At 70.6% G+C, this 12,418-nt stretch carries 12 protein-coding genes; 3 read left to right on the top strand and 9 right to left on the bottom strand.

Annotation, left to right across the window (positions count from 1 at the left end; all coding sequences use genetic code 11):
• Positions 1–14: 14 nt before the first annotated feature.
• Together CEB94_RS23340 and CEB94_RS23335 are read right to left on the bottom strand one after the other, a co-directional pair.
• A complete protein-coding gene (locus CEB94_RS23340) occupies positions 15–428 on the bottom strand; it encodes a DUF6281 family protein (protein WP_175434073.1) in 414 nt (137 codons plus the stop codon).
• A gap of 275 nt (positions 429–703) precedes the next feature.
• On the bottom strand, positions 704–1,471 hold the full coding sequence (locus CEB94_RS23335) for a CDP-alcohol phosphatidyltransferase family protein (protein ID WP_175434072.1): 768 nt from the start codon (positions 1,469–1,471) through the stop codon (positions 704–706).
• A gap of 82 nt (positions 1,472–1,553) precedes the next feature.
• Between CEB94_RS23335 and CEB94_RS23330 the strand changes: the two genes are divergently transcribed.
• Together CEB94_RS23330 and CEB94_RS23325 are read left to right on the top strand one after the other, a co-directional pair.
• Positions 1,554–2,018 carry a nucleoside deaminase gene (locus CEB94_RS23330; protein WP_246111886.1) on the top strand — a complete coding sequence of 155 codons (465 nt, stop codon included), beginning with the start codon at positions 1,554–1,556 and terminating at the stop codon, positions 2,016–2,018.
• Between the two features lie 135 nt (positions 2,019–2,153).
• The gene (locus tag CEB94_RS23325; protein WP_175434071.1) at positions 2,154–3,566 is read left to right on the top strand and encodes a condensation domain-containing protein; all 1,413 of its coding nucleotides are present in this window, start codon (positions 2,154–2,156) and stop codon (positions 3,564–3,566) included.
• 16 nt (positions 3,567–3,582) lie between these two features.
• On the opposite strand, the gene ccsB is transcribed toward CEB94_RS23325, so the two are convergent.
• The 7 genes from ccsB to hemL form a co-directional block, all read right to left on the bottom strand.
• Positions 3,583–4,659, bottom strand: coding sequence for a c-type cytochrome biogenesis protein CcsB (gene ccsB / locus CEB94_RS23320; RefSeq protein WP_175434070.1), 1,077 nt, complete (start codon positions 4,657–4,659; stop codon positions 3,583–3,585).
• Positions 4,656–6,416, bottom strand: a complete 1,761-nt coding sequence (resB, locus tag CEB94_RS23315; RefSeq protein ID WP_175434069.1) for a cytochrome c biogenesis protein ResB — start codon at positions 6,414–6,416, stop codon at positions 4,656–4,658. Before resB ends, ccsB begins: the two co-directional genes overlap by 4 nt.
• A 3-nt stretch (positions 6,417–6,419) precedes the next feature.
• Positions 6,420–7,193: a cytochrome c biogenesis CcdA family protein gene (locus CEB94_RS23310; RefSeq protein ID WP_175434068.1), complete on the bottom strand. Its 774-nt coding sequence runs from the start codon at positions 7,191–7,193 to the stop codon at positions 6,420–6,422.
• A gap of 9 nt (positions 7,194–7,202) precedes the next feature.
• Positions 7,203–7,853, bottom strand: coding sequence for a TlpA family protein disulfide reductase (locus CEB94_RS23305; protein ID WP_175434067.1), 651 nt, complete (start codon positions 7,851–7,853; stop codon positions 7,203–7,205).
• Positions 7,854–7,919: 66 nt separating this feature from the next.
• Complete coding sequence (locus CEB94_RS23300; protein WP_175434066.1) at positions 7,920–9,218, bottom strand: polysaccharide deacetylase family protein; 1,299 nt, start codon at positions 9,216–9,218, stop codon at positions 7,920–7,922.
• A gap of 173 nt (positions 9,219–9,391) precedes the next feature.
• On the bottom strand, positions 9,392–10,090 hold the full coding sequence (locus CEB94_RS23295) for a histidine phosphatase family protein (protein ID WP_175434065.1): 699 nt from the start codon (positions 10,088–10,090) through the stop codon (positions 9,392–9,394).
• Positions 10,087–11,403 carry a glutamate-1-semialdehyde 2,1-aminomutase gene (gene hemL / locus CEB94_RS23290; protein WP_175434064.1) on the bottom strand — a complete coding sequence of 439 codons (1,317 nt, stop codon included), beginning with the start codon at positions 11,401–11,403 and terminating at the stop codon, positions 10,087–10,089. The genes CEB94_RS23295 and hemL overlap by 4 nt, the downstream gene beginning before the upstream one ends.
• A gap of 508 nt (positions 11,404–11,911) precedes the next feature.
• Here hemL and CEB94_RS23285 point away from each other — a divergent pair.
• On the top strand, positions 11,912–12,349 hold the full coding sequence (locus CEB94_RS23285; protein WP_003974483.1) for a hypothetical protein: 438 nt from the start codon (positions 11,912–11,914) through the stop codon (positions 12,347–12,349).
• The last annotated feature ends 69 nt before the right edge of the window (positions 12,350–12,418 follow it).

Below are 12,418 nucleotides of genomic sequence, written 5' to 3'. Positions count from 1 at the left end.
GGCACGGACGGGCGTCAGAAACGGTCGGTCAGCTTCTTCAGCTCGGGCGGGAGCTCCCTGACGGTGTCGGCGACGACGAGCCGGTACTCGCCGGGGTCCTCGGCCACGGCGATGGCGACGCCCGGGTCGACGCCCCGCACGGTGAACGCGGTCATCAACGCCGGGCCCTCACCGGCGTCGCCGTCGCCGGGGGTGTCGTCGCACGCAGCGCGGGTGGCGCCGCCGAGCGGCTTCCCCACGGGGATGCCGGTCTCATCCCTTCCCAGGTAGGTGCGGCCGTCGTGGTCGACGACGTAGGCGCAGGACGCCTCGGGCCGCGCGGTGTCGTCTGAGGACCCCGCCGTGCAGCCCACGGACAGCATGGCGAGGGCCGCCGCCAGGAGCGTCCGCACGGGCCCGCGGTCGACGCGCGAGGGTGACGCCTTCATCGGTTGGCCTCCTTCGGGAGCACGGGCTCCGGCTCGGTGGATACGCGACGAAGACGCCCCCGGGTCCGGATCGGTTCAGTTTCCGGGTGCTCGCGCCGGACCCGCTCCTCAAGGTCGGCGACGACCGGCTCCACGCGCAGCCACTGGCTACCCGTTCGACCAGATCAGGCCGGTGCTGGAAGGCCTGCGGCCGGAGGGCGGCAGTGCGGCGCTGACGACCCGCCCCAGGATCATGATCGAGGGCGCGGGCGCCCTGCGCGCCTACCTCGGCCGGCTCACCGCAGCCGGGACGACGACAGGATCGACAGCAGATGGGCCGGGACCATCAGCCACGTGATGAGGGCCAGCGCGCCCAGCGCCCAGCGGGTCGGCTCGATGCCACCGGTCAGCTGGTCGGCGACGGCCGCGGCGAGGAGGACCAGGGACGCCTCGATGCCGTTCGTCACACGGTGGATCTTGAAGGCGGCGGCGACCCGGCGGACCGTGGCCACGCCCTGGGAGCGCGGGCGGGTCGCCTCGTCGTCGACGACCATCAGACCGCGCCGGGCCCGGGCGACGTCCACGAGGTCGGTGGAGGCCTTGAGCAGGACGACGCCGAGCGCGGTGGCGATGCCGATCGACAGCCAGCCGCCGACGCCCGACTCGGCGGCGCGGTAACCGGCTCCGGCCATGAGCGCGGCGTCCGCGAGGTAGGCGCCGAGACGGTCGACGTAGATGCCGGACGCGCTGTTCTGGCCCTTCCACCGGGCGACTTCGCCGTCCACGCAGTCGAAGAGGAGGAACAGCTGCATCAGGACGACGGCCAGCACCGCGCCCGTCAGGCCCGGGATCATCAGCGCGGCGCCGGAGGCCACTCCGCACACCACCATGGTCCAGGTGAGCTGGTCCGGGGTGACGGGCGTGCGCACCAACTGCCGGGTGAACCGCAGGGAGATGCTCCGCATGTACAGCCGGCCCGCCCAGTGCTCGCCGTTGCGGCTCGCCAGCTTCGCCTGCGGCTGGCAGACCTCCCGCAACTCCTCCAGAACCGGGGCAGCACCCATGACCGTTCCTCCACACCAGGGGATTCGAACGCCGTCGGCGCGGCGATGATCGGCCCAGGTTACAGAGGGACAAGGTGGGGTCATGGATGAGGTCATGGACCGGGCACGGGCACGCACATGGCTCACGACCGCCGTCGAGGAGGCCCGAGCCGGGCTCGCCGAGGGCGGCATCCCGATCGGTGCCGCGCTGTACGGCGCCGACGGCTCTGAGCTGGGCCGTGGCCGCAACCGCCGGGTCCAGGACGGCGATCCGTCCCTGCACGCGGAGACGGCGGCCTTCCGCGCGGCCGGGCGGCAACGCTCCTACCGGGGGACGACGATGGTGACGACCCTGTCGCCGTGCTGGTACTGCTCCGGCCTGGTGCGGCAGTTCGGCATCTCGCGGGTGGTGATCGGCGAGGCGGTCACCTTCCACGGGGGCCACGACTGGCTGGCCGAACACGGTGTGGAGATCGTGCTGTTGGACGACGCCGAGTGCGCCGGGCTGATGCGTGACTTCATCGCCGAACACCCCGCGCTCTGGAACGAGGACATCGGCGTCAACTGAGCACACCGCGCGGGCCCCGTATCGCAGTTCGAGATGCCATCCGTTCTCCTGAAATGTGGCGACACGCGGTGTCATCGGTGGCCGACACGGCATTCCCTTGATCGGCTCTGTCCCACCTGCGAATGGAGACGCCCTGTGCGAATGACTGACATCCAGCGCTGCGAGGTGCGACCTGGGCGACTCGTCGAATGGACGCTCAGCCCTGCCACCGTCGCGACGGCGAAGGCCCTGCCGGAGGACTCCAGGCCGCCCGCCTACATCCAGGAGTCACATCTGCGGACGGCGCGGTCCGTGCGTGAGGACGGCCTGTTCGTGCCGACCTGGCTCGGCGCGGCGTTCGACATCCCGGGACGGGTCGACCTGGACGCCCTCGGCGAGGCGCTGCGCGGGTGGACGCTGCGGCACGAGACCCTGCGCAGCGGTTTCCGCTGGGCGGGCGGCCCGGGCGACTCGATCCGCCGCTTCACCCTCGACCCGGCGTCCGTCTCCCTGCACCGCGAGGACGCCGGGGAGTTCACGGACCCGGCGGCCCTGGCCCAGCACCTCCAGGACCGCTTCGACACCACCGCCGACGCTCTGCGCTGGCCGAACCTCATCTACACGGCCGTCGTCCGGGACGACAGCACCAGCGTGTACATGGCCTTCGACCACAGCAACGTCGACGCGTTCTCCATCTACCGCATCCCCGCGGAGATCCAGGAGCTGTACGCCGGTCACCTCACCGGCCACGCCCCGGAGCAGCCGCCGGTCTCCAGCTACGTCGACTTCTGCGAGGCCGAGCGGGCGGACGCGGACCGGATCGACGCGGACCACGAGATCGTCGCCCGCTGGCGGGAGTTCATCCGGCGCTGCGACGGGCAGCTGCCCGGCTTCCCCGTCGACCTCGGGCTCGATCCCGGCGGCGGACTGCCGACCCAGAAGCTGATGCGCGAGATGCTCGTCGACGCGGACGCCGCCGCCGCGTTCGAGGCGTACTGCCGCCCCTACGGCGGCTCCCTGGTCGGGCTGCTGGCGGCGACCGCCCTGATCGTCCACGAGATCGGCGGTGAGCCCGTCTACCGGACGGTGGTGCCCTTCCACACCCGGGCCAAGTCCGCGTACTCGGACTCGGTGGGCTGGTACGTCGGCGGCGCCCCGATCGAGGTGCCCGTCGCCGAGGCGCCCGACTTCCCCGCCGCGCTGAAGACCGTACGCGCCGCGCTGCACGCCACCCGGCCACTGGCCCGGATGCCGCTGGCCCGGGTACTGCGGCTGCTCGGCGCCGACTTCCGGCCGACGTCCCCCGACATGTACTCGATCGTGTCGTTCGCCGACGCCCGCGGCATCCCCGAGTCCGCCGGCTGGACCGAGCGCAACGCCTACGGCCTGATCCGGGTGTCCTACGGCGACCAGGTCTGTGCCTGGGTCACCCGCCTCCACGAGGGCCTGTGGTTCGCGGCCCGCTACCCGGACACCGATGTCGCGCACAAGAACCTGCGGCTGTACGCCGACCGGCTGCGCGACATCATCGTGTCGGTCGCGGACCGCGCTCCCGCCCTGCGGCGGTGAGGTGTCCCTGCGGGCCCTACACGCCCGCGTAGGAGTGCTTGCCGGAGACGAAGATGTTCACGCCGTAGTAGTTGAACAACCAGCAGCCGAAGGCGATGAGGGCCAGGTAGGCGGCCTTGCGGCCCTTCCATCCGGCGGTGGCGCGGGCGTGCAGGTAGCAGGCGTAGGCGACCCAGGTGATGAAGGACCAGGTCTCCTTGGGGTCCCAGCCCCAGTAGCGGCCCCAGGCGTCGCCGGCCCAGATGGCGCCCGCGATGATCGTGAACGTCCACAGCGGGAAGACGGCCGCGTTGACGCGGTAGGAGAACTTGTCGAGGGAGGCGGAGGAGGGCAGCCGCTCCAGGACGGAGGTCGCGAAGGTGCCGGGCGTGCCGCCGCTCGCGAGCTTGCTCTCGTAGGAGTCCTTGAAGAGGTACAGGATCGTGCCGACCGCGCCCACGTAGAAGACCGCGCCGCAGAAGATCGCCGTCGAGACGTGGATGTACAGCCAGTACGAGTGCAGCGCCGGGACCAGCTGGTCGCTGGCGGTGTAGAGGACCGTGACCGCCAGGCCCAGGTCGAGCAGGACCGAGGTGATCAGGAACAGGCCGAGCCAGCGCACGTTCTTCTTCAGCGCCAGCAGCCCGAGGTACACGGCGACCGCGACGGTGGAGAACGTGATGTTGAACTCGTACATGTTGCCCCAGGGGGCGCGCTCCACCGAGGCCGCGCGGGTGATGACCCCGCCCAGCTCGACCAGGAAGCCGAGCACCGTGAGGGAGATGGCGATCCGGCCGTACAGGTCGCCCTGCTCGTCCCCGCCGTGCGCCCCGGGGCCGTCCGGCACGTCACGCTGACCGGCGGCGGTCCGCACGGTGACCTTCGGCCGCTCCAGCACGGCGGTGCCGCCGGCCTGGTTCACGGTGACGGCCGGGGCCTTCTTCGCGGCCGGCTCGGTGAGCGCGGCGGCGGTCCTGGCGACCTTGCTGCGGCTGCCGAAGAGCCATTCGGCGATGTACGCGAAGAAGGCCAGGGTGTAGACGGCCATCGCGGAGTAGATCAGCACATTGCTGATCTGCGCGAGGTTTTCGTTGTTGGCGGCGGCGAGAGTCACTTCTCAGCCCCTTCGGCAGGTACGGGGGTTTCGGTACCCGGCTCCTGGTCGGGGTCGGGGTCGGGGTCGGGGTCGGGGGAATCTGCGGGATCGTCGGGGCCGGGGGCGCCCGGTGCCTGCTCGTAGAGGTCGCCGGCCAGGTGCCCCAGCTCCTCGGGGACCTTGGCCGACTCGCTGCGGCCGAGGCCGGCCATCTCGACGACGGTGACGCCGTCGGCGCCCTTGACCGCGCGCACCCAGACGCGGCGGCGCTGGATGAACAGGGAGGCGGCGAGGCCGCCGATCGCGGCGAGGGCACCGGCGAGAGCCCAGCCGCTGCCCGGCTGCTGGACGACCTGGAAGCCGGCCCACTCCTTGATGTCCTTGCCGAAGGTGACCGAACCCGCGCCGTTCGGGAGCTTCATGGTCTCGCCGGGCTTCAGCAGCTTCTTGAACAGCTTGCCCTGGGAGTCCTTGAACTCCTTCATGTTGGTGCGGTCCATCTGGTACACGCTCTGCGGGATGCCCGAGTCGGCTCCCAGGTCGCCGTGGTAGGCGGACAGTGCGAGCAGCGGAGAGTCCAGCGCGGGGAACTGCGACAGCATCGTGCCGCTGGCGGAGCCCCCGAAGGTCGGCACGAAGAACGCGTTGAAGCCGAGCTGTTCCTTCTTGCCCTGGGCGTTGCGGTAGCCGTCGAGGACCTTGGCGACGCCGGAGGAGGTGACGTTGGCGTCCAGCGGCAGCAGCGGTACGGCGTCGTCGAAGACGACCTTGCCCTTGGCGTCGCGGACGGTGATGACCGGGGCGTAGCCGTGGCTGACGAGGTAGACCTTGGAGTCGCCGATCTCCAGCGGGTGGTTCACCTCGACGGTGTCGTTCTCGTCCTTGCCGTAGGCGCCCGTGCTGTAGGTGATGTCGGCCTTGTAGACGCGCGGGGTGCCCTTGTTGGGGCCGGTGCGCTCGTAGGTGCCGGTGAACTTCTTCAGGTTGAAGCTGAACGGCACCAGGTCGTCGGACGTGAAGAGGTTGCCGGACTTGAAGTCGTCGTACTGGGTGAGGGTGTTGGAGAAGCCGTCGCCCTCGACGACGAGCTTGTTGCCTTCGGACTTGTAGAGCTGGCCCCAGGCGAAGGCGGTCAGCAGCACGATGAGGGCGATGTGGAAGACGAGGTTGCCCGTCTCGCGCAGGTAGCCCTTCTCGGCGGCGACGGCGTTCCCGGTGAGGTGGGTGCGGAAGCGGCGCTTCTTCAGCAGGGCCAGGGCGGCCTGGTGGACCTGCTCGGGTTCGGCCGTGGTGCGCCAGGTGGTGTGGGCGGGCAGCCGGTTCAGCCGCCGGGGCGCGCCGGGCGGCAGGCCGCGCAGCTGGCCGACGAACTGCCAGGTGCGGGGCACGATGCAGCCGATGAGGGAGACGAACAGCAGGATGTAGATCGCGGAGAACCACACCGAGCTGTAGACGTGGAACATGCCGAGCTTGTCGTAGACGTCCGCGAGGGTGGGGTGGGCCTTCTGGAAGTCGGCGACTTTCGTCTCGTCCTGGCCGGACTGCGGGATGAGCGAGCCGGGGATCGCGCCGAGGGAGAGCAGCAGGAGCAGCAGCAGGGCTACCCGCATGGAGGTCAGCTGCCGCCAGAACCAGCGGATCCAGCCGATGACGCCCAGGGCGGGCAGGTGGGGCGCGTCCTCCTTGGGGGCGGTGGACAGCTGGGAGCCGGCGGCACCCAGCTCCTGGTCCTCGGCGGCGGTCGGGGCCGGGTCGGAGGCGGTGGTCTTGCTCATCGATCAGATCCCCACAGTGAAGCCGTCGGACCAGACCTGCATCTCCTGCACGATGCGGTCCCACGCGCCGGTCAGCAGCAGCAGACCGGTCACGATCATCATGGTGCCGCCGACCCGCATCACCCAGACGTAGTGGCGCTTGATCCAGCCGAAGGCTCCGAGGGCCTTGCGGAAGGCGACCGCGGCGAGCACGAAGGGCACGCCCAGGCCCAGACAGTACGCGATGGTCAGGACGGCTCCGCGTCCGGCGCTGCCCTGGTCGGAGGAGAGGGCGAGCACCGAGGCGAGGGTGGGGCCGATGCAGGGGGTCCAGCCGATGCCGAAGAGCGCGCCGAGCAGGGGCGCGCCGGCCAGCCCGGCGACCGGCTTGCGGTGGAGGCGGAACTCCCGCTGGGTGAACCAGGGCATCAGGCCCATGAAGAAGACACCCATGAGGATCATGAGCACGCCCAGCACCTTGGACAGGATGTCCTTGTGCTCCTGAAGCGTGGCGCCGAAGTAGCCGAACAGCGCCCCGGAGGAGACGAACACGGCGGTGAAGCCGAGCACGAACAGGGAGGCACCCGCGACCATCCGGCCGCGCCGGGCCTCGGCGAGGTCGGTGCCGGCGACCCCGGTGACGTAGGACAGGTAACCGGGGACCAGCGGCAGGACGCACGGCGAGAAGAAGGAGACGAGTCCGCCGAGCAGCGCGATCGGCAGGGCCGCCAGCAGGGCGCCCTTGAGTACCGTGCCGTTGGGGTCCGCGACCGCGGCGAGCGTGGTGACTGCGCTCACGTCACTGACTCACTTCTCCGCGACGACCGGCTTGAGCATCTTCAGCAGCCGTTCCTCACTGAGCGCGGACAGGGAGCGGGCCGCGATCTTGCCGTCCCGGTCGAGGATGAGCGTGGAGGGGATCGCCTGCGGGTTGAGCGTGCCCTTCTTGAAGCGCAGCAGCAGCTTGCCGGTGGGGTCGTAGAGGCTGGGGTAGGTGATGCCCCAGTCCTTCTCGAAGGCGAGGGCCGCGCCGGTGGAGGTGTCCCGGGTGTTGATGCCGACGAACTGCACGCCCTTGCCGGCGTACGCCTTGGAGACCTTCGCGAAGTACTTGGCCTCGGCACGGCAGGGGTTGCACCAGGAACCCCACACGTTGAGGACGACGACCTCGCCCTTGTAGTCGGCGACGTCGAGGGTCTTGCCGGCGATGGTCCTGCCGGACAGGTCGGGCGCCGGGGTGCGCTTACCCTGGGCGACCGTGGCGACGCCGTCGGTGCCGGTGACGAAGTTGGTGTTGCCGCCCCCGCCGGAGGTACCGCCGGAGCCGCACGCGGAGACGAGCAGCGCGCTCGCGGCGAGAGCGGCGGTCAGGGCGGCGCTACGGCGGGCACGGCGGGTGCGCTCGATGGCACGGGTCGTGCGGTTCGAGCGCAGGGGGGCACGGCTGGCGGCACTCATGTGAAAAGTTTCGCATGCCCGTTCTGGGGTTCTCGCCCACCCCCCTTGCGGGCGGAAAACCGCATTTCAGGCGGCGTTTCGCGAGGCGTCTTCGCCCGGTATGGAGGTGCGGCCGGTGAACTGCCGCCAGCCACCGGCCGGCTGCTGCCCGACGCCGAGCGTGCGGAGCTTGTCGAGCACCTCGGGCTTTTGCGCGTCGAGCCAGTCGGTGAACTGCCGGAAGGAGACGAGGCGCACATCCGCGCCCTTCTCCTTCTCGCGCGCGATGTGCCGGAAGGCCTCCTCCACGGCGTCCATGTAGATGCCGCCGTTCCACTGCTCGAAGTGGTTACCGACGAAGAAGGGTGCCCGGTTTGTCTCGTATGCCCGCTTGAATCCCTGGATGTACGCCTGCGCCGACTGCTTCCGCCAGCCCGGGTAGTTGTGGGTCGGGGCCTTCGTGGAGTTGAGGGACTGGTTGGCCAGCATGTTGTAGTCCATCGACAGGACCTCGAAGCCACGGCCGGGGAAAGGTATCTGCTGCAGGGGCAGGTCCCATATGCCCTGGCGCTTGGTGGGCCAGACCTGGAGGCCGCCGGGCGAGGAGGCGTCGTAGCGCCAGCCGAGCTCACGGGCGGTGGGCAGCAGGTTGTCCTGGCCGAGCAGGCAGGGCGTACGACCGCCGACGAGTTCCTTGTCGTAGTCGAACGGCAGCGACGGCAGGTCGGTCCAGCCGGTGTTGGTGCGCCACTCCTTCACGAAGGCCTTCGCCTGGTCGATCTCGCTGCGCCACTGCCGGGGCGTCCAGTTCTTGACCGAGCCGTGGGTCTCGCCGCAGAAGTGCCCGTTGAAATGGGTGCCGATCTCGTGGCCCTCCAGCCACGCCCGGCGGACGTTCTTCAGGGTCGCCTTGACGTGGTCGTCGGTGAGGTAGCCGATGTCGGAGGCGCCGCGCGGGTTGTTCGGCGGGTTGTAGAGGCGCTTCTTCGACTCGGGCAGCAGGTACAGCCCGGACAGGAAGAAGGTCATGCTCGCACCGTGCTCCTTGGCGAGGTCCAGGAAGCGTGGGAAGAGGCCGTTGCCGACCTCGCCGGCTCCGTCCCAGGAGAACACGACGAACTGCGGCGGGGTCTGACCCGGCTCCAGTGGCTCGGGCTTGCCGGGCTGGTGTGGCTGCTTGCCGGTGTGGGCGGTGGAGCCGTCGCCGATGGGACGGGCGGTGGGCTCGGGCTCGGGCTTCGATCCGCCCTGTGCGGAGTCGCCGCCGGAACCGTCGGCGCGGCCGGAGTCGTCCGAGCCCGTGAGGCCGCCGCATCCGGCGAGCGAGACAGCGGCTGCGGCTCCCGCGCCGAGTCCGAGCATTCCCCTGCGGGAGAGAGCGCGCATGGCATCCCCGATTCGTCACGTCGTGCTGGTCACCCAGTCAGAGGTCGTGACGAACGAGGAGGTTCCGCCGATATGCGCAGATTCAGTAACGAAGCAGTCGTAAGCGATCAGAAGGGGGGCGAAGGAAAGGCACTCACGCGCCTTCCGAGCGCCCCCCACGCAGGTCCGCGGACCTACGCTCCGAAGGCCTTGGCCTGGCCCTTCACCGGCTTCGCGCCGGCGAGGAGGTGGGCGGGGACCAGGTCGCGGGCAGGCTCGGTGTAGCCGACGGAGACGATGCGGTCGCCCCGGTACGTGAAGGTCGTCAGCGAGGCGAGCGTGCACTGGCGCTTGCGCGGGTCGTGCCAGAGGCGGCGGCGCTCGACGTACGACCGCACGATCCAGATGGGCAGCTGGTGGCTGACCACGACCGCCTCGTGCCCGCGGGCCTTGTCCTTCGCCGCGCCCAGCGCGCTCATCATGCGGACGACCTGGTCGACGTACGGCTCGCCCCAGGACGGCCGGAACGGGTTGACCAGGTGCTTCCAGTTGCCGGGCTTGCGCAGCGCCCCGTCCCCGACGCCGAACGTCTTGCCCTGGAAGATGTTGTCGGCCTCGACCAGCCGCTCGTCCGTGGCGAGGCCCAGCCCGTGCGCCTTGGCGATCGGCTCGGCCGTCTCCTGCGCCCGCTCCAGCGGCGAGGCGACGACGTGCGTCACATCACGGGCGGCCAGGTGCTCGGCGACCCGGTCGGCCATGCGGCGGCCCAGGTCGGACAGGTGGTAGCCGGGGAGGCGGCCGTAGAGGATGCCGTCCGGGTTGGCCACCTCGCCGTGCCGCATGAGGTGGACGACCGTGATGTCCTCGGCGCTGTTGTCCTGCCGGGCGCTCATGCCGCCGCCTCCGCGGCCGCCCGGGCCGCCGCCGGAAGGGCGTCGGCGATCCGCTGCACGGCCCGCTCGTCGTGCGCGGTGGACACGAACCAGGACTCGAAGGAGGACGGCGGCAGGTAGACGCCGTTCGCCAGCAGCGAGTGGAAGAACGCGGTGAAGCGGAAGGACTCCTGGGTCTTGGCGTCCTCGTAGTCGCGCACGGGCCGATCGGTGAAGAACACCGAGAACATGTTGGAGGCGGTCTGCAGCCGGTGCGCGACGCCCTCCTTGGTGAGCGCCTCGGTGACCAGGCCCTGGATCTCCTTCGACACCGCGTCGACCTTGGCGTACGCGGCGTCGTCGAGGAGCCGCAGCTGGGCGAGCCCGGCGGCGGTGGCGACGGGGTTACCGGAGAGGGTGCCGGCCTGGTAGACGGGCCCGGCCGGGGCGAGGTGGGCCATCACGTCCGCGCGTCCGCCGAAGGCCGCCGCGGGGAAGCCGCCGCCCATGACCTTGCCGAAGGTCATCAGGTCGGGGACCACGCCGTCGACCCCGAACCACCCGGCGCGGCTGGTCCGGAAGCCGGTCATGACCTCGTCGGAGACGTAGAGGGCGCCGTTCTCGGCGCACAGGTCCTTCAGGCCCTGGTTGAACCCGGCGGCGGGCGGTACGACGCCCATGTTGCCCGGGGAGGCCTCGGTGATCACGCACGCGACCTCGCCGGGGTGGGCCCGGAAGGCCTCGCGCACGGCGTCGAGGTCGTTGTACGGCAGGACGATGGTGTCGCCTGCCTGGGCGCCGGTGACGCCCGGCGTGTCGGGCAGCGCGAAGGTGGCGACGCCGCTGCCGGCCGCGGCGAGCAGCGAGTCGACGTGCCCGTGGTAACACCCGGCGAACTTGATCACCTTGGTGCGCCGCGTGAACCCGCGCGCGAGCCGGATCGCGGACATGGTCGCCTCGGTCCCGCTGGACACGAGCCGCACCTGCTCCAGCGGCGCGACCCGGGCGGTCATCTCCTCGGCGAGCGCGACCTCGCCCTCCCCGGGCGTGCCGAAGGACGTACCGCGGGAGACGGCGTCCTGCACGGCGGCGATGACCTCGGGGTGGGAGTGCCCGAGGATCATGGGCCCCCAGGAGCACACGAGGTCGACGTACTCCCTGCCGTCGGCATCGGTCAGATAGGGGCCGGTGCCGGACACCATGAACCGCGGCGTGCCGCCGACGGCTCGGAAGGCCCGCACCGGTGAGTTCACGCCGCCGGGCGTGACGGCCGCCGCGCGGTCGAAAAGAGCCTGCGAGGCCGGTGCTTCATACGGATATGCCAGTTCACTCATGACCTGCGACTCTCCGACCTTCTCCGACGCTGTCGGGCTCCGGGTGCCAGTGACCTGTTCAGGGTAGGCCAGGGGCGTGGGCGGACGGGGCGTGGGACAACCGGCCCCCCGGTCCCCGCCGTCTGCGAGACTGGACCCTGATACCCACAGCTCAAGCGACCCGGGGTGGCCGCAGGCTGCGGAGATCCTGCGGCCAGATGTTTCGGCGCACGTTTCGGCGGGCGGCCGTGGGGGAGGTCACTGACACGATGATCGGGTTGCGCGGCGGGGGCGACGCGTCCTAGAAAAGCAGTCGGGTGGAGATATGCATCGCGGTGGCGGACTGGGCGAGGGGACTGATGACCTGGGTCCTCGACGTGCCCGGCGGGGCAAGCACCGGCGCGAGGCGGAGGACGCTCAGGAACCGCGTCAGACACAGGGTCGGCCGAGTGAACCGGAGCGGGCCGCCGGACGTACTGAACGCCGGGTGGACGATCTTCGGGCCGAGAGCGGCGGGAATGGTGGTCGGGTGGGGGTGACGTACAAGTACTTCGGCGCGCCCGACGGCGCGACCGCGGCCCGCGTCCCGATCTCGATGCGTCCCGAGGAGCTCGGCGGCGACGAGCTCGGCATGAACGGCATGTTCACGAAGATCAAGCCCGAGACCATGGCGGCCATGGTCCTCACGGGCATCGAGGGCGTCCCCCTGCACAAGGTCCCGCCCCTGGAACTGGTCGTCCTGCACCCCGACTACGCCGTGGTCAAACTCCCCATGACCGTCGTCGACCCCTTGCGCGGTATCGGCGAGGAGGCCGTGGGCGCGGCGGCCTTCATCTGGTCGACGGTCCCGGACCGCGGCGGCCCCCGGGACGCGTTCAACGTCTACCAACTGCTGCACGAGTGGCAGGACTTCTCGCATCGGCTGCATGAGGCGGGGCATCAGCCGTACTGCCTGGTGTGGCCCTGAGCCGGAGTTCCTCTGTATAGGGGCGGGCTTTCGAACCCCGAACGGGCCGGCACGGGATGGTGCCGGCCG

This window comes from Streptomyces hawaiiensis (assembly GCF_004803895.1).
GTDB classification, from domain to species: domain Bacteria; phylum Actinomycetota; class Actinomycetes; order Streptomycetales; family Streptomycetaceae; genus Streptomyces; species Streptomyces hawaiiensis.
Note: the sequence above shows the minus strand (reverse complement) of the source record. Positions and strands in the feature narration are given on the sequence as shown.